Consider the following 26,110-nt stretch of genomic DNA (forward strand, 5'->3'; position numbering starts at 1 on the left):
CTCCTTAATATACTGTTTCTTTAAAGAAGAACCCTGTATCGATATCACGATTTTTTGGTTGAATCGCTTTTATTCGTTCAATATATTCTTCCTTTTTTTCTTCATAGCTATCCGGATCTTCAAAATACAAGTCGATAGCCTCACGATACATTTTTGTAACTTCTTCCATATATTCGACTGTTTTTAAAATACCGTCTATCTTAAAACTGTCGATCCCAACATCAAGCATATCCTCTAATTCATCAATAATACAAATATCTTTCGGACTCATAATATGTGTCCCATTTTCATCTTCATAGATAGGGTATTTTGCATTTCGTTCAGGATCTAATAAGAACAGGTTACGATCCTTACCCCTCTCACCTTCAACTTTTAAATCTTTGCCTTGAAACTCCATATAGTTTCCAACTAAAAAACGCTTTGACTGAAACATTGCCGTCATTCCATGAACTTGAACCTCAATTTCCACCTCGGCATTTTCCTTAATTTCAACAATCGCATCCATATTGATTTCTCTTGCTAATACCGCTCGTTTTGCCCCTTTTTGTCCCCAATAATTAGCAGTAAAATAATTCGTTGCTGTTGTTTCAGTATTCCAATGCAGCTGCATATTAGGTGCTACTTCACGTGCTGCCATAAGAACAGCAGGATCACCAAATACAACAGCATCTACCCCTGTTTCAGCTAAAAAAGATAAATATTCCGGTAGAAGCGGTAATTTATCATTATGAAAAATAGCATTCATGGCTACATATACTTTTGCCCCTAATTGATGGGCAATTGTTGTTGCTTCTTTTACATCTTCCGGAGAAAATTCTCCGGCAAGGCGGAGCCCAAACTTTTGTTCACCGATCATAATTGCCGTTGCACCAGCATGAATAAGCCGTTCTATATCTTCAACTTTATTCGGTGTTACGAGTAATTCTGGTTTTTGTGACATCAATATATTACTCCTTTCATCCAATCGTTCATTCCAGACCGTTTATTTTTTTATACTTAACGCCATACCGTCACCAACAGGAAATATGGTTGTCCTATAATCAGGATGACCGATAAGCCATTGATTATAATGTTTTAATTTAGTAACCATTGATTGCAATCGTTTTTTCTCAATTGAAGACGTTTCTTGAGCTACTAAACCACGAAATAAAACATTATCAGAAATGATTGCCCCTTGGCTTTTAACTAAAGGTCCATATAACTCAAAGAACCTTTCATATTGACCTTTCGCTGCATCAATAAACAGTACTTCAAAAGCTTTCATTTCATTAATCTTTTCTATACATTCCAATGCATCACCATAAATAACAGTTATGCGCTCTAATAAATTTGCCTTTGTAATATATTCCAATGCTTTCTCATATCGCTCTTTGTCTCTTTCAATCGTAATAATCTCTGCATTAGGAACTGCGTTAGCCATTCGAATCGCAGAATAACCAATCGCAGTACCGATTTCTAAAATGCGCTTTGGTTGGACTATTCGCAGCAGTTGCAGCATGCATTCAATTCCTACTAACTCCATGATCGGAACATTGTGTGTTTTTGCATATTGTTCCATTTCCTGCAATAATGGATCACGTTCAGAAATTAACGTTTCCAAATAATAATTTATCTCATTAGGGACGACCACAATTCGTGCCTCCTCTTATCTTGTTCTATCCTCTTAGATTTCTCAGTTGACTAACATCATTTTAATGAATGATACTATTATACCCATTAACCCGGTATATTTTATCACATAGCGAAAGGGAATGCTAATTTTTGCATTCCCTTTCGAAAAGTGTTTATGTTTTTTAAGTTGCGGCTAAACATGAACATGACTATCGTTGATAAAGAATAGAGTTATATAACTTATCGTCCTTCTACCCATTCATTTCTGTATTGTTGAACAACTTTATTATGTTCTGTATACGTTTCGTTATAAATAACTTCCCCATTACGTCTTGCATAAAAATAAATATAATCTGTATCTTTTGGTTCTAGCGTTGCTCGAATAGCATTTTCTCCAGGGTTCGCAATCGGTCCAATTGGAATTCCGGCATACTTATAAGTGTTATATGGTGAATCCACTTCTAAATCAGCATAAGTTGTCATATAACGGTGTTCTCCAAGAGCATACGCTACAGTTGGATCAACCTGCAGAGGCATTCCTTTGTCTAAACGGTTATACAGAACACCAGCAATAAGATAGCGGTCTTCCTCTGTTTTCGCTTCTCTTTCAACAATAGAAGCCAATGTCATAAGCTCATGAATCGAATACTCTTGATTATTAAGTTGTTCAGTATATTTACCTAGTATTGTACTTGTACGTTCAATCATCGTTTCGATTATTGTTTCAAGTACGACATCTTCTTCTACAAAGTCATAGCGTGCCGGGAATAAGTAACCTTCAAGAGGCCATCTAATATCATCTTGTAATATTTCCTCATCTAAAATGGAGAACTTCTCAATAAGGGATGAAATATATTCACGGTCTTTCATTTTCTCCTCAATTTCCTCGGTCGTAAAATCTGAATCCTCGGCTATAATGGCAACAATATCTTCAAGCCATCTACCTTCAGGAATCGTAAAGGATAATGCTGCTTCTTCAAAAACCGTTCCTTCTTTTAATTCGTCAATGATCTCGTTCAAATTCATTGCAGTTGATAATTGATAATCACCAGCCTGAAATCCTGTTTCATTTTTGTAGCGTACATAATAACGGAAAAAAGTAGCATTTTTTATAAGTCCATTCTCTTCCAAAATCACTCCGATTTTTGACGAAGACGAGCCTATCGGTATATGAACCTCAACCATTTCTGCGCTTTCTTCATCCATTGGCCCCAGTGCACCTTTTACAAAGACAAAGCCGGAAACCCCTACAGCTCCAACAACTATTATGATTAAAATAAATAAACTAAAAACAATTTTTCTGACAATACTTGCTTCTTCCTGCTCCCGAACGAGTTTCTCATTCCTAAGTTGTTTGAAATCTTTTTTTTGTTTATCTTGGTCCTTTGTTGGTTCGGACAAGCTTCCCTCCCCCTTTCACCTGTTCTATTATACTACATACCGTCAATTTTTCAGCAATCTTGTCGAAATTAATTGTCTGCACCTAATCATTTCTTTTTAATACACATTCATCCAAGAAAAAAAAGCAGATCATTTACGATCTGCTTTTTTACCAATTTTATTCATTTTCCTCTTGCTCAGAGAAAGTATTTAACATTTCTTCAACCATATCCCATTCTTCGTCTGTTTCGATTGGAAAAAGGTTTAAATCATCTTCCGCTTTATCTTCATAACGGAATGCATGTACGTCAACCTCTTCCCCTTCACCTTCTTCATCTCCAGCTGCAATTAACACCATGTATGAGTTACCATTTTGTTCATTATCAAAAGTGAATAACACTTCAAATAAATGCTCATCACCGTTTTCATCTGGAATAATAATACGTTCTCTTTCTTCTTGTGCCATGTTAGCAGCTCCTTTACAGCTTCTATCGCTTACTATCAAGATATCCTTGCAGAATCATAACAGCAGCCATTTTATCAATTACTTTTTTTCTTTTTTTTCTGCTTACATCTGCTGAAATTAACATCCGTTCAGCAGCCATTGTTGTCAGCCGCTCGTCCCATAAAACGGTTGGTAATTGAAAACGTTGCTCTAATTCTTTAGCAAAGTCCTGACATGCTTCACCACTGGGCCCAATTGTACCGTTCATGTTTTTCGGGAGACCTACAACGAATGAATCAACCTGATATTCTTGAACAATTCTTTTTAATTGTTCCCAAATATCGTCTGGATTATCAGGATCACGCTTTAATGTTTCAACACCTTGAGCCGTCCAGCCTAATTCATCACTAACAGCAATCCCGACTGTTTTCGTACCTACATCTAATCCTAACACTCTCATTACTTTTCCTCTTTGTGCTGTGATAAATAGGACTTCACTAATTCTTCAATTAACTCATCTCGTTCCAATTTCCTTATTAATGATCTTGCATCCTTGTGCCTAGGAATATAAGCAGGATCTCCAGAAAGTAAATAACCTACAATTTGATTAATTGGATTGTATCCTTTTTCATCAAGAGCTTTATAAACTGTTAACAATACTTCTTGTACATCTGTTTCCACTGAATCATCTTGGAAATTGAACTTCATCGTATTGTCCATAGAACTCATCACACACACACCTCTTTCTTAGACTGCAAAATTGAGCCTTATTTAACTTTATTCCTGAAAGGTTCAGGAATTATTTCCAACTATTCCTTCCTTTCATTGTACACTATTTAAAGTTGAATTAGGAAACTAATTTAGAACTTTCATTCGCTGACTTCTTTAGGCATCCATTCAATTCTCGCTCTATTTGAAAAGTAAAATGCACTTCTTTACTTTTGTAATATTTCTGGAACTGCCTCAAGTGCAGCATCTAATTGCTCAGGATTCTTTCCTCCTGCTTGAGCCATATCAGGTCGGCCGCCACCGCCACCGCCGCATCGGCTGGCAACTTCCTTAACAAGCTTTCCAGCATGATACCCTTGTTCTACAAGATCCTTCGTTACACCCGCTACAAGATTTACCTTACCATTGTTAGCACCGCCAAGGATAACAATACCTGTACCTAACTTTGTTTTTAACGTATCAACAAGGTTTCTTATACTATCCATATCAGACAGACTTACCTTTTTTGCAATAACTGATACATTATTTACAGTGATTGCTGAATCAATTAGACTCCCAGCTTCAATGTTGCCCATTTTTGCTGCTAAAGATTCATTTTCACGTTCTAATTGTTGAATTTGTCCTTTTAATGCCTCAACTCTGGCTGGTACATCTTTAATATTTGCCTTAAGTGAAGTAGCCACCTCTTTTAGTAGATCTAATTGACTGTTCATAAACTGATACGCCCCTTGACCAGTAACTGCCTCGATACGGCGTATACCCGCACCAATTCCACCTTCTGAGACAATTTTAAACAAGCCGATTTCAGCAGTGTTTTTCACATGACATCCACCACAAAGCTCCAGACTGTAGCCGCCAACCTGGACGACACGAACTACATCACCATATTTCTCTCCAAATAAAGCCATTGCGCCCATTTGTTTTGCTTCATCAATTCCTTTATGTTCAATATTGACTGATATAGCTTTCCAAATTTTATCATTTACAATCTCCTCAATTTTTGCCAATTCCTCTTGCGAAATTTGACCAAAATGAGAGAAGTCAAAGCGTAAACGATTAGGTGCAACTAATGATCCCGCTTGGTTTACATGTTCACCAAGTACATCTTTTAAAGCTCGGTGTAATAAGTGGGTAGCTGTATGGTTTTTGATAATTCCTAAACGGCTGTTTTGGTCAATCTTTGCTTCAAGTTTCGCCCCAGTTGTTAGTATACCTTCAATTACCTCAATAGTGTGGAGGTTTTGACCATTTGGTGCTTTTTGAACGTCTTCTACTCTTGCCTTCACCCCATTACCAATTAGCTCACCTTGGTCAGCAACTTGTCCCCCACTTTCAGCATAGAATGGAGTCACATCTAGGATGATTTGAGCTTTTTCTCCCTTTTGAACTTCGTTGGCTACTTGCTTATCCTTCATCATTGTTAGGACTGTTGATGTCGCTTCTAATCCCTCGTAACCGACGAACTCACTACTTACCTTAATTTCGCCTAGAACACTATCTTGGACTTGCATCGAATCGACTTCTTGTCTTGCTGATCGTGCACGTTCACGCTGTACTTCCATTTCTTGCTCAAATCCTTCACGATCAATCGTAAAGCCGTGCTCTTCCACATATTCTTCAGTAAGGTCTACCGGGAATCCATACGTATCATATAAACGGAACACATCACGACCAGGAATTACTTTATTTCCTTCTTCTTTTACTTGCTCAATAACCTTTGTCAAAATAGCTAGTCCTTCATTTAATGTTTCATGGAATCGCTCTTCTTCGTTTTTGATCACCTTTTGGATAAAATCCGTCTTCTCTTTGACTTCCGGATAGTAATCAACCATAATTTCACCAACAACGGGAACAAGTTCATACATGAACGGTCGATGAATGTTAATTAATTTTGCATATCGAACCGCCCGACGAAGTAATCGACGTAATACATAACCACGACCTTCATTCGATGGAAGTGCTCCATCACCTACCGCAAAGCTTACTGTACGCACATGATCGGCAATCACTTTGAATGATACATCTATATCTTTATTTTCACCGTATTGTACATTTGAAATCTCTTCTGTTGCACGAATGATTGGCAAAAATAGGTCAGTATCAAAGTTTGTTGGTGCGTCTTGAAGAATAGACACTAAGCGTTCTAATCCTGCACCTGTATCTATATTCTTCTTAGGAAGCGGTGTGTATGTACCATCTGAATTATGATTAAATTGAGAAAATACTAGGTTCCAAACTTCTAAATAACGATCATTCTCACCACCAGGATATAATTCCGGATCATTCGAATCATTTCCATATGCTTCACCACGATCATAGAAAATTTCCGTATTCGGTCCACTTGGTCCCTCACCGATATCCCAGAAGTTTCCTTCCAAACGAATAATACGGTCTTTTTCTAACCCAATTTTTTTATGCCAGTAGTCATACGCTTCATCATCCTCAGGATGAACGGTAACAGTTAGTCGTTCTTGGTCAAACCCAATCCAACGGTCACTCGTTAAGAATTCCCAGGCAAATTCAATTGCCTCTTCTTTAAAATAATCACCGATTGAGAAATTTCCTAACATTTCAAAGAATGTATGATGTCTTGCCGTTTTTCCTACATTTTCAATATCATTTGTACGAATTGATTTTTGAGCATTTGTAATTCTTGGATTATCCGGAATTACTCGTCCATCGAAATATTTTTTTAGTGTAGCAACACCACTATTAATCCATAATAACGACGGATCCTCATGAGGAACAAGTGATGCTGATGGCTCTACATCATGTCCTTTTTCCTTAAAAAAGTCTAGAAACATTTGTCTCACTTGCGCTGATGTTAACTGCTTCATACTAAAACCTCCAATTAAATTTAGAATTTAGAATTTAGAATTATTTTTTGGGGTTGAACTGGGTGGTTTTTAGAACACCGCTGAGAAGCAATCAATTAATTAATTCTAAATTCTAAATTCTACATTAATTACTTCTCTGTGTTTTCCCACACAAAAAAACTCCCTCCCAAAAAAGGGACGAGAGTATCTCACGCGGTACCACCCTAGTTATGAACGTGTATATGCGTCCATCACTTAAACACCGTAACGTGGCGAAAACGGCAGGTATTAACTGCTTTCTGGAGTAGCTTTCTGTTAATCTTCATCTAGAATTTCTTCCAGCCTTGGAAATTCCTCTCTGTGTAAGCACTTTCATGCAAGATGGGCTTTAACATACTCTTTCCATCATTAATTTTTCTTTTTTCAATTAATAGTAATTATAGTAATTACGACAAACAATGTCAATATTCGCTCATCACATGCATTTTCACATGAACAAATATGACTTTGATAATCGCTATAATCGGAACTGATAAGATTAATCCAATCACGCCTGCCACCTCTGCACCTAAAATGAGAGCAAACATGATAATAACCGGGTGCATATGTAGGCTTTTCCCAACAATTAAAGGTGATAAAATATTACCTTCAATTAATTGAATCGTAAAATTTACCGCTAACGCCATTAAAACCATTTGAAAAGAGACAGTAAGAGCAATAATTAATACAGGAATTGCTCCAATAATTGGGCCAAAATAAGGAATAATATTAGTCATTCCTATAAATACCCCTAATAAAATTGGATAAGGCATCCCGATTATTAACATCCCAATGGATGCGATGATTCCAACAGTAAGACATACTAGAATCTGTCCACGGATATAATTGCCTAATGACGTATCAATATCACGAATAAGCAAACGCCCTGATTCACGCCATTTTCTAGGTGTAAGATACCAGCTTATTTTTTTTAGCAATTGAAAGTCTTTTAACAAATAAAACACAAGAAACGGGACAATGATTAAAATCAAAAAGTAATCAAAAATCCCTTTAAGGGCCGTAACAGCCAATAATAACCATTCTGCAACTGCCGTTTCAACACCTGCTAACCATTCATCAGCCCGTTGGTGGAACCCTTCAGGCAGTGAAGCGGTCTGTTCATTAAATTCACCTACCCATGTACGGTATGTTTCAATGAAAATTGGAATGTTGTCACCTAAATCTCGTACTTGGGCAACAAAATAGGGTGTTCCTTTTACCAATAAAAAGCTACAAGCTGCAATAAAAAGGAGAAAAATAAGGAGAACGGCTACTGGCCTTTTCAACCCCATATTGTGCAATTGTTCAACGATCGGATGAAGAATATATGTAATTAACCCGGCAATTAAAAAAGGAACAGCTACCTTAATTGCTACATGTAGGATTGGTTGCCATAATGGAGCTAATAACATCAACACATATCCACATAAAAATATCATAAGAATAATACCTAATTGGATAAGCCATTGTAAACTTGATTTTTTCATCATAGATAACCCTCCATCATTAGTTTGTACAGAGGAAATTAATTCTATAAAGAAAAACTTATATTACATAAAAGAGATGTCACAAAAAAAGTAACAGTCACCTCGACCACAAAATATAGAAGTTAATTCGTGATGGAACCTCAATATTTTGTAAGCGTTCGAGGAGAGCTGTCACTTATGAGACATCCCCGATATTATGAAATAGCTCGAACTAAACGTTTACGCATTTTTCTAATTCTTCTCTTTGGAATCATCTCTTCAACATTGTTCATGATCGGTTGCATCGTTTGCATAAACCGTTTTCGGTTACGACGATCCCTTAATGAATATGCTGCAGCACCAATCCCCATAGTCAGTAAAGATGTGATTGCTCTACGCATGTGCTATTTCACCACCATTCATCAATTGTACATTCAGGCTGTTTACATTTCTACACTCATGTCTTCGCCTTCAAATAAATCATCCAAAGAACTTAAACTGCCGTCCTCTTCTACTTGATGGAGAGAAAACTTTCCGTTTACAATGGATAACTCGATAAAACAGTGCCAACAATAATACTGGTTTGTTCCTATCTTTCCGATATCTTTCGCTTTACAATTCGGACAACGCAAAAGGGCTCCTCCTCCTAAGGGTTGATATTAACGACTAGGATATCTTCACCAATTAATAGAGGATCATCGGTTTTTACAACCTTTCTTCCCTCAATTAAATCGGCAAATAATCCATCTGTTACTTCATACCCTATAATTGTCCCCTTTTCTTCAAGAAAATATACATCTTCTACCAATCCGAGTTTCTCGCCCTCAGCAGTTACCAACGGTTTTCCAACGATTCCATCTTTGTGCTTTAGTGAATGAAATACATGCTTACTTTTGCTGAAGTTTTCAAGTAAACATTTCTCTTTTACCATCACTCCATCTTGTCCGATTGATTGTATCGCATGTAAAGGAACAAACATATCACTGTTTAACCAGCCTTTTTTATCCATTAATAAACCTGTTACACGACTGTTTTCATCAAAAAACAAATCGATAATTTTTCCAATTTCTTCACCATTCGAAATATCGAAAACAGCTAGTTCATGAATTAATGAATATGTTCGCAAAGGTCATCGCCCCTTTAGAGGTAACTTTCCGAACATTAATAGTGTTAACGATTCAATCAAAGCCATGCTAGTGGTATTTTTCCATTAGTTCTTATTTACAGGTAAAACCAATACTTCCTGTAGCTTAATAGTCAGCATAGAGTTTCGTAACGACTCATCCTGCCTCCCTACAGCAGTTTGAAGGGCTTCAATTTCACCGCAAATAATTAAATATTGTTTTGCTCTTGTTACACCAGTATAGATTAAGTTCCGCTTTAGCATCCGATAATATCCTTTGACAATCGGCATGATGACGATAGGAAATTCACTTCCTTGGGACTTATGAATCGAGCAGCAATAAGCATGTGTAATTTGATTTAATTCATGCTTTCGATAACTTACTTCTATTCCATCATACGAAATAACAAGGAGGTCTTCTTTATCTACATTTTCTTTCGCAGTAAAAATCGCAACAATTTCACCTCGATCACCATTAAATACTTGTTCTTCAGGATTGTTAACTAGCTGTAACACAACATCCCCGACACGATACACGAGATCACCAAACTCAATTTGCCGCTTTTGTTCTGATGGTGGATTAAACAGCTGCTGAAGCATTGTATTTAAGCGCTCAATTCCAGCGCTTCCCCGATACATCGGAGCTAACACTTGTATATCTTTGGCTAAGTAACCTTTGGCAAATGCGTTTGCACAAACCTGCTCAACGACATCAAGCACTTGATCTTGATGACATGGGAAAAAGCGCCGGTCCGTCTTAGCACCTTTCAAATCCTCTGGCAGTTGACCATTTTTTATATCGTGAGCGAATTGAATAATCGATGAACCTTCTGCCTGACGGTAAATATCGGTTAATTCAACCGTTGGAACAACTTTTGAACGTAATAAATCACTTAACACTTGCCCTGGCCCTACTGATGGCAGCTGATCCTGGTCACCAACTAAGATAACTTGAATGGTGTCAGGTAATGATTTAAATAATTGATTTGCTAACCAAATATCGACCATTGAAACCTCATCGACAATAATCAGTGAACCATCCAGCTTATTCTCTTCATCCTTTTCAAACCCACCTTGACCACCCTTCCAGCCTAACAAACGATGAATCGTATAAGCAGGCAAACCTGTCGCTTCACTCATTCGTTTTGCTGCTCTCCCAGTCGGTGCAACAAGTAGGATTGGAAAAGGGTTGTCCCGATTATATTGATTGACGTCAAGTGAAATTCCTTCGAGGTTCGCATACGTTTCCACAATTCCCTTTATGACAGTTGTTTTACCTGTCCCTGGGCCTCCTGTAAGGACCATCATAGGAGAATACAAGGCCTGCTTAATGGCATCCTTTTGTGATTCTGCATATTCAATTTGAAGCCTTTCCTCTAATTCACCGAGCGCTTTTAGAAATTCGGATTCTGGAATTCCATTCTCAAATGTTTGATCCATCACGCGTTTAATATTCGTAACAAGCCCTTTTTCAGCATAATAGAGTGAGGGTAAATATGTTCGATCTTCTTCAACGAGAATTTTTCCTTCTTCACCAAGAATAATTATTTGTTCAGCAATATCCGTTTCAATAATTGCATGACTATTGGAATTCAGTAATTCTACAACTGAGGTAATTAATTCTTTTGTCTCAAGGAAGATATGACCTTCTTGATGAGCTGTTTCGTTAAGAACATATAAGCAGGCAGCATTAATACGATCAGGATGACTTCCTGAAATCCCCAGGGCTGCTCCTAATGTATCAGCTTTACGAAAACCAATTCCCTCAACATCCTCAATCAGTTTGTATGGATTGGATTGGATGACACTTAATGTTTGCTCTTTGTATACTTGATATATTTTCATCGATAATTGCAAACCAAAACCGTATTCAGAAAGGGCAATTAACACTTGTTCAATCCCTTGCTGCTCAACTAACTTATCATAGATATGCTTTGCTTTTTCTTTAGATAGTTTCGGAACTTCCTCTAACACATCCGGGTTTTCGAGAATTTTTGAGATCGCTCTTTCCCCTAAGGCTTTCACAATATTTTCAGCTGTTCTTTTTCCAACACCTTGAAACCGGTCGCTTGATAAATATTGGATAATCCCTTGTGTTGTTTGAGGAACATCCTTGCGAAACTGCTCGACTTGATACTGCTTGCCAAACTTAGGATGGTCCTTAAAATGGCCAAAGAATAAGTACACTTCATGCTCCTCAAGACGAGGCATAGCACCTACTACAATAACTTCTTTCTCTGTAAACGTTTCGGTCGTATCAATGATCTTTATTTTTGCAACGGTATAAAAATTTTCATCATTATAAAAAATAAGGTGAATAAGCTCACCTTTTATATACTTTTGATTTTCTTCAACCGTTTCCATCATGTATCACTCCATTACTTCGAGAGCGCTTCTTCGATTTGTTTCTTTCCATTCCCTGCTAATAGATGATCTGGTTGAATTTCGGTTGCTTTTGTGAACATTTGTAAAGCTTCCTCTGGCTTATCTTTATAAACATAGGCAACACCTAAGTTAAAATAAGCATCCGCATGCTGATCATCTCGCTTGATCACGTCAGTTAGTTGAGTAATCGCTTCATCAATGTGTTCTAATTGAGCTAAGCATAGGCCATATTGAAATTTCGCATCGACATCCTCACCATTTATTTCTACTGCACGTTGTAAATTCGGTAATGAACGTACAAGATCGCCAAGTTGATAGAAAGACATCCCTAACATAAAAAAGAGATCTCCTTCTTCTAATCCATTACTTTGTGCGTTTCGATACATATCTATGGCATCTTTGAACTGACCTAAATTATAAAACGCATTTCCAGCGCCATAATAGGCTGTTGCTATTTTCTCATCAAGTCCAATTGCCTTCTCAAAAAAGGTAATCGCTTTTTCTAACTCCCCAACCATCGCTAATAGATTTCCGAAATTTGTATAAGCGATCGCATCTTTCGGGTTTTCTTCTATCGCTTCATTAAATAATTTTGCTGCTTCTTCAAGCTTACCTTCTTGCATGTATTTCACACCTAATTGGTTTTTATCAGTCATACTTATTACACTCCCTATCTCTTAACATTTACCTCTCTAGAGTATACCAAAAGAATGGTCCAAAAAGGAAAACACCTCATACAAAATGTATCAGGTGTTTCGGTTATTCTTATCTTTCATAATGATATCGATGGTTCCCCCACCAAGGCACGCTTCCCCGTCATAGAACACAACAGCTTGTCCAGGTGTTACTGCTCGAACCGGCTCATCAAATATGACTTCTACTTGATTATCTTCCTTCAAATAAACGGTTACACCTTGGTCTGGTTGCCGATACCTGAACTTTGCAGTACATGTAAATACTTTTTCAACAGGCTGATCACTGACCCAGTTAACATCTGTAGCAATTAATCCTTCTGAATATAGACTAGGATGATGGTAACCCTGCTCTACATAAAGTACATTCTCTTCAAGGTTTTTTCCAACGACAAACCAGGGCTCACCAGAACCGCCAATGCCTAAGCCATGACGCTGACCAATCGTGTAATACATTAAACCATCATGCTTCCCTTTCACAACACCTTCAAGAGTTTGCATTTCTCCAGGTTGAGCTGGCAAATAAGAGCTTAAAAATTCTTTGAAGTTCCGCTCTCCGATAAAGCAGATTCCTGTACTGTCTTTCTTTTTCGCAGTAGCAAGGCCTGCTTCCTCGGCAATTTTCCGCACATCTGCCTTGGGCAGATCACCAATTGGAAACATCGTCTTTGATAGTTGTTCTTGACCTAATGCATTTAAAAAATACGTTTGATCTTTATTCGAATCTACACCTCGAAGCATTTTGTATTCACCATTCTGGAATTCCACGCGTGCATAATGACCAGTTGCTAAATAGTCAGCACCTAAAGAGAGCGCATGCTTCAAGAATGCTTTAAATTTAATTTCTTTGTTGCACATGACATCAGGATTAGGCGTTCTTCCTGCTTTGTACTCCTCAAGAAAATACGTAAAAACTTTGTCCCAATATTCTTTTTCAAAGTTAACGGCATAATAGGGAATACCGATTTGATTGCAGACAGCGATTACATCATTGTAATCCTCAGTTGCTGTACAAACACCAAATTCATCTGTATCATCCCAGTTTTTCATAAAGATACCGATCACATCATAGCCTTGCTGCTTTAGTAAATATGCAGCAACAGAGGAGTCAACTCCTCCGGACATGCCAACTACGACTCTTGTATCCTTCGGTGCCTTTTCATGATGACTGTTATTCATGTCTACACCTCCTTACATTTCCTTAATTCGCTTTACTACTTTGACTGTTTCATTTGCCGCTTTTTCTATTTGTTCCATCGTATTTCCATATCCAAAGCTAAATCGTATTGAAGAGGAGATCCGATTTTTATCTTCAAACATGGCACTTAGCACATGGGATAGTTGAACTGTTCCTGCTGTACATGCCGATCCACTCGATACAGCAATTCCAGCCAAATCAAGATTCACTAACAGCGATTCCGTTTGTACCCCTGGAAAACTAATGTTTAAAACATGCGGTAAATGTTCAATTTCATTCCCATTAACAATACAATCGATATTTTCCTCACCAAAAATGTCTAGGATCCGTTTTCGAAAAACTTCATACTCTGATCTTTTCTCGGTCATTTTTTCCTGCACGAGCTTAACCGCTTCTTGAAAGCCAACAATTGCCGCCACATTTTCTGTACCTGCACGTCGTTTTCGTTCTTGCTCCCCACCAAAAAGAGTAGGGGCTAGTTTACTATTTTTGGAGGCATACAAGAACCCGATACCTTTTGGCCCATTAATTTTATGAGCTGACACAGATAAAAATTGTACATTGAGATCTTGCACATCAATCTCGACCGTTCCATAGGCTTGAACAGCATCAGTATGGAAGACAATGTTTTTATCCTTCAGATAAGAGCCAATTTCTTTAATCGGTTGAAGTGTCCCAACCTCATTATTTCCATACATAATTGAGACAAGAATTGTATCTTCACGGACAGATTGCTCTAGATCCTCTATTGAAATCTTCCCAGTTTCATCTACTGGTAAATACGTAACCTCAAATCCAGTCTCTTCCAGGTGTTTACAAGTATGCAAAACAGCATGATGTTCAACAGCAGAGGTAATGAGATGTTTCCCGCGATCTTGATTGGCATGCATGTAACCAATAATTGCCATATTATCTGCTTCCGTCCCGCCACTTGTAAAGATAATCTCACTATCACTGGCATTTATGCTATTAGCAATCGTTCTCCTAGCCTCATCTACAGCTTGGCGTGCCCTCCTGCCAAACTGATGAATGCTAGATGGATTTCCAAAGTGTTCAGTTAAATAAGGAAGCATTACTTCAACGACCTGCGGATGAACAGGAGATGTTGCCGCATGATCCAAATAAATTCGTTCCATTCCTTCACCTTCAATAAAATGTAAAATTTAAATGTAAAATTAAAAATGTAAAATGTAAAATTTCTTTAAAGATATACAAATCTATTTCTTCCCCGAGAATCTTACAATCATTCTTAATTTTAAATTTTACATTTTACATTATAAATTTTTAAATGTAAAACATAAAGTACTCTTGATCTCCTGTATCTTCATAATTGGCTAAGTCTGATAGTGTCGTACTATCTAACACGTCCTTAACAGCATCTCTAATTTTAATCCATAAATCTCGTTTTGCCGGTTCTTCATCATCCATCACTTCAACAGGACTAATTGGTCCTTCTAACACTCGGATAATATCTCCAGCAGTAATCTGATCAGGTTCCTTCGTTAACATATATCCCCCATATGCTCCTCGGACACTTTTCACAAGACTAGCATTTCGAAGTGGGGCAATGAGTTGCTCCAAATAATGTTCAGACAAATCATGATCTTTTGCAATTGATTTTAATGAAACTGGTCCTTCACCGTATTTCTTTGCTAACGCCATCATGATCGTTAATCCGTAGCGTCCCTTTGTTGATATTTTCAACTCCAACACCTCTTTCGATTATTCGGTCTACAAGTTTTTGACAGCGTGGTAATGTATACCCAACAACTGACCCTATGCTTACACAAAATATAATCGTACCGATAAATACCGGGCCACCTAAAAGCCAACCGGCAGCCAAAACAAAAATTTCCATAACACCTCGAACCCACTGGACTTTCCAGCCAGTTTTCTCTGTTAAGGCTAACATGAGACTATCTCGTGGTCCCGCACCACACTGCGGGGCAATATATAAACCAATTCCATATCCACAAATGATAATTCCAGCCAAAAGCATGATCAATTTCCATAAAAATAGTTCAGGTGTAACTAACCATGGAATCAGCATATATAAATCAATAAATATACCAACTAGTAGCATATTTAAAAACGCACCTAATTGTGGTCTCTTTTTTGATAACATGGTTGTTACAGCAATTATACAAAATCCTACTATGATTGACCATGTACCAATTGTTAAACCTAGTTGTTTGTATAAACCAATATGAAGAACATCCCAAGGAGCACTTCCGATATCAGCTTTAATCATAAGCACAACACCAAAGGACATGAACATCAAACCAACCACAAAAAAGAACCAACGATAAAGCAAAAGCTTTACATTATCCATATTTTCCCTTCTCTCATCTCATCATACTAGACTATTCTCTATATTCAAATACTAATCCTCTATCTGTACCTGGAATTCAACTTCTAAACTAGTCTATTATTGTAAGTCTGTGCTATTATACCATGAAATCAATCATTCTTGCATTTTCAACTACGCTATTGTATTCTGCAAGTAATTTACGACGATTAAAGGACTGGTTATGAATGGATTTATTTAATTATTCGACCAATGAAAAAAAAGCACATATTGGACCACTTGCAAATCGGATGAGACCCCAAACCATTGATCAAGTAATTGGCCAGGAGCATATTATAGGTGAAGGTACATTGTTACGGAGAGCGATCGAAGCAGACAGATTGACACCAATGATTTTCTTTGGACCGCCTGGAACTGGGAAAACAACATTAGCAAAAGTGATTGCAAACTCAACATCTGCTCATTTCGAACAACTAAATGCTGTTACTTCAGGTGTAAATGATATAAGAAAGGTAACACAGGAAGCGAAGGAACTTCTTAATCTTTATGACAAAAGAACCGTCTTATTTATAGATGAAATTCATCGATTTAATAAAGGGCAACAGGACGCTCTCCTCCCTTATGTTGAAGATGGAACAATTATTTTAATCGGAGCTACAACAGAAAGTCCAATGTTTGAAATTAATCCCGCCCTTCTTTCTCGCTCACGTCTTTTTAAATTGGAGCCACTTAGTGATGAAAGTATTCGCAAAATTATCCTTACTGCTATTTCAGATAAAGAACGTGGCTTCGGAAATTATTCAATAAAAATCCATGATAAAGCACTTGATCATCTTGTAAATATCGCTAATGGTGATGCAAGAACAGCTTTAAATGCGATTGAACTTGCAGTATTAACAACAAATAAAAATAAAGAAGGCATTATTGACATTACGCTGGATGTTGCAGAGCAATCCATCCAGAAACGAGTACTCCAATATGATAAAAAAGGAGATAATCACTACGATACGATCTCTGCTTTCATTAAAAGTATTCGTGGTTCTGACCCTGATGCAACCCTATACTGGCTTGCAAAAATGATCTATGCCGGCGAAGACCCACGCTTTATTGCTAGAAGACTGTATGTCCATGCTGCTGAAGATATCGGTTTAGCTGATCCTAACGCTCTTTTGATAGCACAGGCAGCTGCTTATGCAGTTGATTTAATCGGGATGCCTGAAGCAAGACTGCCACTTGCTGAAGCCGCTCTCTATCTCGCAACAGCACCAAAAAGTAATGCGGTAATTACAGGGATTGACGAAGCATTAGCTACTGTAAAAAAAGAAAAAAGCGGACAAGTTCCCCTACATTTAAGAGATGCTCATTATAAAGGAGCAAAGGAATTAGGCCATGGTATTGATTATAAATATCCACATAATTATGAAAATGGTTATGTCCCGCAACAATATTTACCTGATCACTTAACAAAGAAAACATTCTATAATCCAACAACATACGGCTACGAAAAAACGATCCAAAAACGCCTGGACTATTTTAACGAAAGAAAAAAAAGAGAAGAATAAAAAACAAGCACTTCCAAAAAACGGAAGTGCTTGTTTTTTTTTTAATCCCCACCACACCAATTCTAAATTCTAAATTCTAAATTCACTATTAACTTTTAACCCATTTTTTACATTGTTTCTATTATTTTTCCTATCACACTGGTATATTATGTTTTTTTTTTGGAAATAGTAATCTTAAACATACATTTACTAAAGGAGTGAAGCAAAACTATGAAAGTGAGACAAGATGCTTGGTCACATGAGGATGATTTACTGCTTGCTGAAACTGTACTTCGTCATATCCGTGAGGGTGGAACGCAATTAAAAGCTTTTGATGAGGTAGGTGATGCATTAAATCGAACCTCTGCAGCTTGTGGATTCCGTTGGAATGCTGTTGTTCGTAACAGATATGAGGATGCGATTAAACTAGCAAAAAAACAGCGCAAAGAACTAAAAAGAAACATGTCTTACTCAGCTGTAACAGTACCAAAACAAACGAATCAATTTCAAAGTTCATATAGTGAAGAGCCCAATGTGAATCCTGTAAATAATTCTACTATGCAGATACCAGAAGTTATTACAAAAAGCGAGTCAACTATTACAATGCAAGATGTAATCCGTTTTTTACAAAACTTAAACAATGGTCAACATTCACCTCAAAATCTTAAAAAAGAAAATGAGAAATTATTAAAAGAAAACCTTGAGCTCTTAACAAAAAATAAAGAACTAGAAACTCAACTGCAGCAACTCGAGAAAGATCATAGTGTTATCGAAGAAGATTATCAATCACTTATTCAAATTATGAATCGTGCCCGTAGAATGGCCATTCTTCAAGAAGATGAAGAATTTACACCACCAAAATTCAGAATGGATAAAAACGGCAATCTGGAAAAGTTAGCAAAATAAGCAACAGAAATTTTCATTTTCTGTTGCTTATTTTTTGCTTCTAGCTACGTATTCGTTCAATTTTAATATCCTTCAATAAAGTAGTTACGACGTGACCTGCCATTATTAAACCCGATACAGAGGGAACAAATGCATTTGATGACGGTGGCATTTTTGCCTTGCGTATTGGTGAGTCTTCTGAAGCGTCCGGTACAATTTCTTTACGGATATCCTCTCTGATTTTAACTGGTTGTTCATCCGAGAATACAACCGGAATTCCTTTATGAATCCCTTGTTTTCTTAATTTTGTACGAATAACTTTAGCAATTGGATCGTAACTCGTTTTAGAAATATCGGCAATTCTTAAACGAGTCGGATCTAGCTTATTCGCCACTCCCATACTAGAAATAATCGGAATTTTCCTTTTTAAGCACTCCTTCATTAAATGTATCTTATATATGATCGTATCCGAAGCATCGACAACAAAATCAAGGTTATATTCAAAGAATTTTTCGTATGTTTCCTCTGTATAAAACATCTTTAGAGCAACAACTTCACAATTTGGATTAATATCAGCAATTCGTTCTTTCATAAGATCAACTTTTGGCTGACCAACTGTTGATAATAAGGCATGAATTTGTCTGTTTACATTTGTAATATCAACATCATCCTTATCAACTAGAATTAAACGTCCAACTCCTGACCGTGCCAGAGCTTCTGCTGAAAAAGATCCCACTCCTCCAATTCCTAAAACAGCTACAGTACTATTTTTTAATACTTCCAGTCCATCATGACCAATTGCTAATTCATTTCTTGAAAATTGATGTAGCATTTTTTTCTCTTACCCCTTCCAATCATCCTATTGTTAGTTCTAGGATGTCCTTTTCACATGATTTTGACTATAGCATATACAAAAAGAAAAAAAAAGCCTGCACTTCCCGTGCAAAGCTTTGTCTATGTATGGGGTAAGAGTCCCAATTCATGCCGTACAAACTTTTGTTTTGAACCTGCATGAGCAGGTGGGTGCCAGGTTCAATCTTTCTTACTTCCTCCCGCTTTCAAGGCTTGTAATCCGATATCGAAACATCCAACTCCCTAAGTTTATACTGTTGGCTCAAAACGTACAGTATCCTACGTACATCTTAGGACTCTTAAAGTATTAAGTAAATAATAGCATGAAAGCCCTTTCATAGCAATACTCTTCTTTGGATGAAAATCACATTTTTTTCAAAAAATAAGCTTATAAAAAATAGGTTTCATTGCTTTTTTTATTAAAACTTTTTATCCTTACTAATAAGGAGGTGAAAATCAATGAAATTCATTATGGCTCATCCTTATGTTGAAATACGCCAGGAAATTGGCTGGACTTCCAAACAAACAATTGAAGATTGGTATCACATTAAATTATATGAACATGCAATTTTACTTAAAGATGCACAATACTCTATTAACCATGTCTATGATATGTCTTATCGGCCAATTGCAACTGAATTTGGTTTCCTCTATTTACATACAAATCAGGGTGTTCGTTCCTTATGTGTGAAAGAAGCACCTACAGACCTCATCGAAAGCTTTAAGCAGCTTAAGATCTAATTTATGACTGCCACTTTACTAGGTTCCCAATTTCCATAAACAGGATAGTAATGAATTTGATTTGCATCTTCTAGTTTTTCCAATTCCAATTCTGATACCGTGACGAGCCAACAGGATACTCCTTTGTATTCATAGATATAGGAATCAGCAACAGAACTACTATCCAGTACTGCTTCCAATTCATTACGCTGGATATGATCCTGTACAAAGATTAGAACTTGGCTCATCTCAGAAGCAATCGGTAAAGTTCTCTTTTTCAAAGATTGATACTGCTTTTTTTGGAAATGATGAAGATAATCTTCAATCATACTTGCAGAAGTTGGCCCTTTTCCAGCACCAGGCCCCGCTACTAAGAGCTCCCCGATTGGATTAATTGTAAGTGAAACAGCATTTGTGACACCATTAATCTGATGTAATGGATGCTCACTTGTTAAAAAGCTTGGTTTAACAGAACCTACAATATTCTCCCCATTAAAAGATGCTTCTGCCACTAGTTTTAGTGTAAGACCTAACTCTTTTGCCATTTCCACCTGCCAAGCTTTCACTTCTGAAATTCCTTTAACGGTAATATTGTTTTCCTGTGGCCAATAGCCAAAACACAAACGACCTAGTATTCGAATTTTGTACCAAGCATCGTAACCATGGATATCATCAGTTGGATCAGCCTCAGCGTAGCCTAACTGCTGAGTTTCTTTTAATACATCTGGAAAATCTCTTCCTTTTTCATTCATCTCAGTAAGAATATAATTTGTCGTGCCATTAATGATTCCTGATACCTTTTCTACTGTACCCCACTGCAAATTACTCCTTAGCACATTAACGATTGGAATGCCTCCTGCTACAGCTGCTTCGTAACCAAAAAACGTATTGTTTTGAATCGCCACCTGCTCTAGTTGTTGTCCATGCTTAGCGACTAATTCTTTATTTGCAGTAATGACCGGAATTCCTTTTTGTAAATAATATTGAATATAGCTTTTTGCAGGTTCAATTCCCCCGATTGCTTCAAAAATAACATGATAGTCGTTCGAAAGAAATTCATTTGCTTCTTCGGTAAGGATAGACTCATCAACATGTATGTTCCGTTTCTTCGATTTATTTTTCACTAAAATTTTTTTTATTCTGACTTTATCGCCCAGAGAGTGTTCCAGCTCTTTTTCTGTTTGCGCAACTCCTTCAAAAACTCCTAAACCTACCGTACCAAGTCCAATTAAGCCTATCTCTATCAAAATTCCCCACTCCTTTATTCTATTAAAAAAACCCTCTCCGATAAGGAAAGGGTTCTTCACACCGATCACTTATCTTTCAGAGCATTGCTCTGCAGAAATTAGCACCTTTAGTTTGAAAAACAAACTGGTTGCCGGGCTTCAAAGGGTCAGTCCCTCCACCACTCTTGATAAGTCCTATTTATTTATATTGATTGTAACTATACACCACTTCTGGAGATAGTTCAAGAAGAAAGTTCAGAAAGTTTAGAGTTAATAGTTTAGAGTTTAGAGTTTAGAGTTAGCGATTGTAACTACAAAGATGTTTCTTAAAAAAACTTCGAAGCAAATCCATTCAAACAACTCTAAACTCTACACTAATTAATTCGTTACCTTCGTCTCTTCCTTCTTTGGTACAATTTGCAGGTTTAGTTCTTTTAACTGTGCTTCGCTTACTTCGCTTGGTGCGTTTGTCAGTAGGTCACTGGCACTTGCTGTTTTCGGGAATGCAATTGTATCACGTAAGTTTGTTCTGCCGGCCAGAAGCATCACTAGTCGGTCTAAACCTAAGGCAATACCACCGTGTGGAGGTGTTCCGTATTCGAATGCATCCATTAAGAAACCAAATTGCTCGCGCGCTTCTTCTTCTGAAAAGCCTAATGCTTTAAACATTTGTTCTTGAATGTTTCGTTGGTAAATACGTTGTGAACCACCACCAAGCTCATAACCGTTTAAAACAAGGTCATATGCTTCAGCACGTACTTTTCCTGGGTCTGTTGCTAACAGCTCCAAATCTTCTTTCTTAGGGCTTGTGAATGGATGGTGAAGAGCAACATAACGCTTTGCATCCTCATCATACTCAACTAGTGGGAAATCAGTTACCCATAGGAAGTTGAATTTACCTTGATCGATTAAGCCTAGTTCTTTTCCAAATTTAAGACGAAGAGCACCAAGACTATCAAAGACAATTGATTTTTTATCGGCACCAAAGAATAATAGATCGCCAACTTCAGCATTGAATGCTTCTCTTAGTGCAGCAACTTCTTCTTCTGTAAAGAACTTAGCAATCGGTCCACGAAGGGCATCTTCTTCAACTTTGAGCCATGCTAAGCCTTTTGCTCCATAAATCGCTACAAAATCAGCTAAATCATCAATTTCTTTACGTGAAAGCTTATCAGCTACACCTTTCACGTTTAATCCTTTAACAATACCGCCATTTTCAAGAGCATTGGTAAATACTTTTAATTTGCAATCTTTCACGATATGGGAAAGTTCTACAAGCTCTAAACCAAAGCGTGTGTCAGGCTTGTCAGAACCAAAACGGTTCATTGCATCATGATAAGTAAGACGCTCAAATGGAACTTGAATATCGATTCCTTTTGTCTCTTTCATGATTTTTGCCATCATTTCTTCCATCATCGCTAGTAAATCTTCTTTATCCATAAATGAAGTCTCAATATCAACTTGAGTAAATTCTGGTTGACGATCTGCTCGTAAATCCTCATCACGGAAACAACGAACAATTTGATAATAACGCTCAAAGCCAGAAACCATTAATAATTGTTTAAATAATTGCGGTGATTGTGGTAAAGCATAGAATTCTCCATGATGGACACGACTTGGTACTAAATAATCACGGGCACCTTCTGGAGTACTCTTTGTTAACATCGGTGTTTCGATTTCATAGAATGTAGCTTCATCTAAGAAATCACGGATTAGCTTTGTTGTACGGTGACGTAGCTTGAACGTTTCTTGCATTTCAGGACGTCGCAGGTCAAGGTAACGATACTTCAAGCGGATATCTTCAGCGACACCTGTATTATCTTCAATTTGAAACGGCAATGCTTTTGCAGCGTTTAAAATTGTAATTTTATTTACGCGTACCTCTACTTTTCCTGTCGGGATCTTTTCGTTAACTGTTTCAGCATCTCTTGCAACTACAGTACCTTCTACATCTAATACATATTCGCTGCGAACTTTATCAGCGATTTTTAATGCTTCCTCAGAATCCTCTGGACTAAAGACAATTTGAACAATCCCAGAACGATCGCGCAGATCAATAAAGATAACTTGTCCTAAATCACGGCGAGTTTGTACCCAACCTTTTAACTGAACTTTTTCTCCAATCGTACTTTCAACGATTTCTCCACAAGTATGTGTTCTTCCCATCATTTTTCTTATTCCTCCCTTAGATCTTATCTTTCATGTAGACGATAAACTGGTCAAGTGCAACCTCTTCTTGGCTTCCAGTTTCCATTTCTTTCACAATAATTTTATTGCTTGCTAACTCATCTTCACCTAGCACAGCTGTATATTTTGCTTTTAATCTATCAGCTGCTTTAAATTGTGCTTTTATCTTTTTGTCCAAATAATCTTTATCAGCAGTAATTCCTGCTTGTCTTAACTTGAAAAGTAAATTGGCAGCTTTATCTTTTGCCTCTTCACCAATCGCAACAACATAACAATCAAGTTCCTCATCGAGTGACAAGGAAATATTTTGCACCTGCAGGGCCATTAATAACCGCTCAATACTTAAGGCAAATCCGATACCTGGTGTTTCTGGGCCACCAATTTCCTCAACTAGTCCGTTATATCTGCCGCCACCACTTAACGTAGTGATCGCACCAAAGCCTTCGCCATCGATCATAATTTCAAAGGCTGTATTGTTATAATAATCGAGACCTCGAACAAGGTTTGCATCAACATCAAAGCTTATATTCATGTCACTTAAGTATTGTTTCACTTTGTTAAAATAGGCTTCGGACTCCACATTTAAATAATCAAGGATGGAAGGCGCACTGCTCATTAGTTCATGATCATGGTCCTTTTTACAATCCAAGATTCGAAGTGGATTTTTTTCTAAACGTGTTTGGCAATCCCCACAAAATTCCTCAATTTTCGGCTGAAAATGAGCAATGAGTGCATCTTTATGTGCTTGACGGCTTGCTTTATCACCGAGGCTATTAATCACTAGTTTCAGGTTTTTCAACCCTAGCTCGCGGTAAAACTCCATTGCCAGTGCAATCACCTCAGCATCAATTGCTGGATCATTACTACCCAATGCTTCTACCCCGAACTGTACAAATTGACGCATTCTCCCTGATTGCGGACGTTCATAACGAAACATTGGTCCTATATAGTATAATTTTGTTGGCTGATTGGGACTTCCAAATAGCTTATTTTGTACATAAGCCCGAACCGTCGAAGCTGTACCTTCTGGTCTTAACGTAAGACTGCGTCCGCCTCGATCCTCAAAAGTATACATTTCTTTTTGGACGATATCTGTTGTATCTCCTACACCGCGGGCAAACAATTCCGTGTGTTCAAAAATCGGAGTACGTATTTCATGATAGTTATACCTTCTGCAAATATCTTGAGCTTTCTTCTCAATAAATTGCCATAGTTCCACTTGTCCAGGTAAAATATCCTGTGTTCCACGTGGGATATTAATACTCATTTATATCAACCTCCTTAACGAAAAATAAACAAAAAAGAAAAGCGAAAGCGCCAAGGGACATGAGCTGGAAATAAAAAAAACTCCCACCCCTGAACAATGTCAGGGACGAGAGAATAACCCGTGGTGCCACCCTAATTGAGACAGAGTAACCAAAAGATTCTGTCTCCACTTTAAACAGTTAACGCCTGCATACGTCCATCCCCTACTAGTAAGCAAAAGCCTCGTTCGAGGTGAAACCTAAAGAGTGTTCTTTCATTAAGGAACATGCAGAAATGTTTTCAGCCTAAGACATTTCCTCTCTTTTCATGTTTGATCTTAATTACTATTCTCTATCATTGGTTTTTCCGGTACTATGTAAAATTGTCTATTTCCAATTGTATTCTATCATACGAGTGAAATCACGCAATGTCAATAACCAGATAAAAATTTTGTCGTTAGTTGCGTCCAAGACGTTGTTTTAACTCTTTTACACCTCTTAATGATAGTCCAAATTCATCAGCAAGCTCGAAATTCGAATTATTTTCTTGCTTTTGAATAAAGTCATGAAAATCTACTCCAAATACTTGATTATGTCCATTCCCTGTTCCTTCTTGTTTACTGCTGTTCCTCAAAATACGTTTCCACCTTTCATCCTTTTTTACTAGGATTACCAAAATGAACGATTTCTTTCCCTATAAAGAAACATTTTTGCAATAAACACAAAAAAACAAGAAAAGCGCTGGTGCCCGAGCTAGACAGTGAAAAAACCCACCAAACAGGCAGGCTTTTCACTTTCAACTTTCAATTTCTAACTTCTAACTAACTCTCAACAATCAAAGTAACCGGACCATCATTCGTAAAGTTAACATCCATCATGGCACCAAAGACACCTGTTTCAACGACGATGCCTTTATCACGAAGCTCCTGATTAAACGCTTCATACAATTCCTGAGCTAAATCGGGCTTTGCAGCTGCCATGAAATTTGGTCTTCTTCCTTTGCGACAATCACCATATAAAGTAAATTGAGAAACAGATAAAATCTGACCACCAACATCTAATAACGATAAATTCATCTTCTCAGATTCATCTTCAAAGATTCGTAAATTCGCTACTTTATCAGCAATGAACTTCACATCATCCATTTGGTCGTCATGTGTAACACCAACTAACAGCATAAGTCCGTGTTCAATCTGTCCAACAGTTTCTTTATTGACTGTTACTGAGGCATTCTTTGCACGTTGTACAACTACTCTCATTCCT

General features: G+C 37.3%; 26 protein-coding genes, 1 other RNA gene, 1 riboswitch and 2 other annotated features. Of the genes, 3 read left to right on the forward strand and 24 right to left on the reverse strand.

The window, feature by feature from the left end; genetic code table 11:
• Positions 1-4: 4 nt before the first annotated feature.
• From ACJ2A9_RS06445 to ACJ2A9_RS06525, 17 genes are all read right to left on the reverse strand, one after another.
• Positions 5-940, reverse strand: a complete 936-nt coding sequence (locus ACJ2A9_RS06445) for a peptidase U32 family protein (protein WP_441420791.1) — start codon at positions 938-940, stop codon at positions 5-7.
• A 42-nt stretch (positions 941-982) separates the two neighbouring features.
• Positions 983-1,630, reverse strand: a complete 648-nt coding sequence (locus tag ACJ2A9_RS06450) for an O-methyltransferase (RefSeq protein WP_441420792.1) — start codon at positions 1,628-1,630, stop codon at positions 983-985.
• A 221-nt stretch (positions 1,631-1,851) separates the two neighbouring features.
• Positions 1,852-3,012 (reverse strand): endolytic transglycosylase MltG, encoded by a 1,161-nt coding sequence (gene mltG / locus ACJ2A9_RS06455; RefSeq protein WP_441420793.1) that lies wholly within the window; start codon positions 3,010-3,012, stop codon positions 1,852-1,854.
• A gap of 157 nt (positions 3,013-3,169) precedes the next feature.
• Positions 3,170-3,457: a DUF1292 domain-containing protein gene (locus ACJ2A9_RS06460; RefSeq protein WP_441420794.1), complete on the reverse strand. Its 288-nt coding sequence runs from the start codon at positions 3,455-3,457 to the stop codon at positions 3,170-3,172.
• Positions 3,458-3,479: 22 nt separating this feature from the next.
• On the reverse strand, positions 3,480-3,896 hold the full coding sequence (gene ruvX, locus ACJ2A9_RS06465; protein WP_441420795.1) for a Holliday junction resolvase RuvX: 417 nt from the start codon (positions 3,894-3,896) through the stop codon (positions 3,480-3,482).
• On the reverse strand, positions 3,896-4,165 hold the full coding sequence (locus ACJ2A9_RS06470; protein WP_441421039.1) for an IreB family regulatory phosphoprotein: 270 nt from the start codon (positions 4,163-4,165) through the stop codon (positions 3,896-3,898). Before ACJ2A9_RS06470 ends, ruvX begins: the two co-directional genes overlap by 1 nt.
• 206 nt (positions 4,166-4,371) lie before the next feature.
• Positions 4,372-7,002, reverse strand: coding sequence for an alanine--tRNA ligase (gene alaS, locus ACJ2A9_RS06475; protein ID WP_441420796.1), 2,631 nt, complete (start codon positions 7,000-7,002; stop codon positions 4,372-4,374).
• Positions 7,003-7,172: 170 nt separating this feature from the next.
• Positions 7,173-7,399, reverse strand: a binding site (T-box leader).
• Positions 7,400-7,442: 43 nt separating this feature from the next.
• Positions 7,443-8,510 (reverse strand): AI-2E family transporter, encoded by a 1,068-nt coding sequence (locus ACJ2A9_RS06480; RefSeq protein ID WP_441420797.1) that lies wholly within the window; start codon positions 8,508-8,510, stop codon positions 7,443-7,445.
• Positions 8,511-8,701: 191 nt separating this feature from the next.
• Entirely contained in the window at positions 8,702-8,887 is a 186-nt protein-coding gene (locus ACJ2A9_RS06485) for a DUF3918 family protein (RefSeq protein WP_441420798.1), read from the reverse strand.
• Between the two features lie 42 nt (positions 8,888-8,929).
• Complete coding sequence (locus tag ACJ2A9_RS06490; RefSeq protein ID WP_441420799.1) at positions 8,930-9,118, reverse strand: hypothetical protein; 189 nt, start codon at positions 9,116-9,118, stop codon at positions 8,930-8,932.
• A gap of 14 nt (positions 9,119-9,132) precedes the next feature.
• Complete coding sequence (locus ACJ2A9_RS06495) at positions 9,133-9,612, reverse strand: PRC-barrel domain-containing protein (protein ID WP_441420800.1); 480 nt, start codon at positions 9,610-9,612, stop codon at positions 9,133-9,135.
• 84 nt (positions 9,613-9,696) lie between these two features.
• Entirely contained in the window at positions 9,697-11,973 is a 2,277-nt protein-coding gene (gene recD2 / locus ACJ2A9_RS06500) for an SF1B family DNA helicase RecD2 (RefSeq protein ID WP_441420801.1), read from the reverse strand.
• A gap of 14 nt (positions 11,974-11,987) precedes the next feature.
• Complete coding sequence (locus ACJ2A9_RS06505) at positions 11,988-12,650, reverse strand: tetratricopeptide repeat protein (RefSeq protein ID WP_441420802.1); 663 nt, start codon at positions 12,648-12,650, stop codon at positions 11,988-11,990.
• 90 nt (positions 12,651-12,740) lie between these two features.
• Entirely contained in the window at positions 12,741-13,865 is a 1,125-nt protein-coding gene (mnmA, locus tag ACJ2A9_RS06510) for a tRNA 2-thiouridine(34) synthase MnmA (RefSeq protein ID WP_441420803.1), read from the reverse strand.
• Positions 13,866-13,877: 12 nt separating this feature from the next.
• Complete coding sequence (locus ACJ2A9_RS06515; protein ID WP_441420804.1) at positions 13,878-15,020, reverse strand: cysteine desulfurase family protein; 1,143 nt, start codon at positions 15,018-15,020, stop codon at positions 13,878-13,880.
• 148 nt (positions 15,021-15,168) lie between these two features.
• A complete protein-coding gene (gene cymR, locus ACJ2A9_RS06520; RefSeq protein WP_441420805.1) occupies positions 15,169-15,588 on the reverse strand; it encodes a cysteine metabolism transcriptional regulator CymR in 420 nt (139 codons plus the stop codon).
• Entirely contained in the window at positions 15,521-16,216 is a 696-nt protein-coding gene (locus tag ACJ2A9_RS06525; protein ID WP_441420806.1) for a YczE/YyaS/YitT family protein, read from the reverse strand. Before ACJ2A9_RS06525 ends, cymR begins: the two co-directional genes overlap by 68 nt.
• A gap of 203 nt (positions 16,217-16,419) precedes the next feature.
• Between ACJ2A9_RS06525 and ACJ2A9_RS06530 the strand changes: the two genes are divergently transcribed.
• Both ACJ2A9_RS06530 and ACJ2A9_RS06535 read left to right on the forward strand, forming a co-directional pair.
• Positions 16,420-17,754, forward strand: coding sequence for an AAA family ATPase (locus ACJ2A9_RS06530; protein WP_441420807.1), 1,335 nt, complete (start codon positions 16,420-16,422; stop codon positions 17,752-17,754).
• Between the two features lie 210 nt (positions 17,755-17,964).
• The gene (locus ACJ2A9_RS06535) at positions 17,965-18,639 is read left to right on the forward strand and encodes an RsfA family transcriptional regulator (RefSeq protein WP_441420808.1); all 675 of its coding nucleotides are present in this window, start codon (positions 17,965-17,967) and stop codon (positions 18,637-18,639) included.
• 40 nt (positions 18,640-18,679) lie between these two features.
• Here the strand turns inward: ACJ2A9_RS06535 and ACJ2A9_RS06540 are convergent, their stop codons facing one another.
• Together ACJ2A9_RS06540 and ssrS are read right to left on the reverse strand one after the other, a co-directional pair.
• Positions 18,680-19,450, reverse strand: a complete 771-nt coding sequence (locus tag ACJ2A9_RS06540; protein WP_441420809.1) for a tRNA threonylcarbamoyladenosine dehydratase — start codon at positions 19,448-19,450, stop codon at positions 18,680-18,682.
• Between the two features lie 135 nt (positions 19,451-19,585).
• Positions 19,586-19,770: non-coding RNA, 6S RNA (ssrS, locus tag ACJ2A9_RS06545), on the reverse strand.
• Positions 19,771-19,929: 159 nt separating this feature from the next.
• On the opposite strand from ssrS, the gene ACJ2A9_RS06550 reads away from it, so the two are divergent.
• Complete coding sequence (locus tag ACJ2A9_RS06550) at positions 19,930-20,211, forward strand: hypothetical protein (RefSeq protein WP_441420810.1); 282 nt, start codon at positions 19,930-19,932, stop codon at positions 20,209-20,211.
• Here the strand turns inward: ACJ2A9_RS06550 and ACJ2A9_RS06555 are convergent.
• The 5 genes from ACJ2A9_RS06555 to dtd form a co-directional block, all read right to left on the reverse strand.
• Entirely contained in the window at positions 20,208-21,437 is a 1,230-nt protein-coding gene (locus ACJ2A9_RS06555) for a homoserine dehydrogenase (RefSeq protein WP_441420811.1), read from the reverse strand. The genes ACJ2A9_RS06550 and ACJ2A9_RS06555 overlap by 4 nt on opposite strands.
• Positions 21,438-21,503: 66 nt before the next feature.
• Positions 21,504-21,611, reverse strand: a riboswitch (SAM riboswitch).
• Positions 21,612-21,794: 183 nt separating this feature from the next.
• Complete coding sequence (gene aspS / locus ACJ2A9_RS06560; RefSeq protein ID WP_441420812.1) at positions 21,795-23,585, reverse strand: aspartate--tRNA ligase; 1,791 nt, start codon at positions 23,583-23,585, stop codon at positions 21,795-21,797.
• A gap of 16 nt (positions 23,586-23,601) precedes the next feature.
• Complete coding sequence (gene hisS, locus ACJ2A9_RS06565) at positions 23,602-24,870, reverse strand: histidine--tRNA ligase (RefSeq protein WP_441420813.1); 1,269 nt, start codon at positions 24,868-24,870, stop codon at positions 23,602-23,604.
• Positions 24,871-24,968: 98 nt separating this feature from the next.
• Positions 24,969-25,215, reverse strand: a binding site (T-box leader).
• 89 nt (positions 25,216-25,304) lie between these two features.
• Complete coding sequence (locus ACJ2A9_RS06570) at positions 25,305-25,481, reverse strand: RNA polymerase subunit sigma-70 (protein ID WP_441420814.1); 177 nt, start codon at positions 25,479-25,481, stop codon at positions 25,305-25,307.
• A 187-nt stretch (positions 25,482-25,668) separates the two neighbouring features.
• Positions 25,669-26,106 carry a D-aminoacyl-tRNA deacylase gene (dtd, locus tag ACJ2A9_RS06575; protein WP_441420815.1) on the reverse strand — a complete coding sequence of 146 codons (438 nt, stop codon included), beginning with the start codon at positions 26,104-26,106 and terminating at the stop codon, positions 25,669-25,671.
• Between the last annotated feature and the right edge of the window lie 4 nt (positions 26,107-26,110).

This window comes from Anaerobacillus sp. MEB173 (assembly GCF_052119505.1).
Lineage (GTDB): Bacteria > Bacillota > Bacilli > Bacillales > JBJMAU01 > JBJMAU01.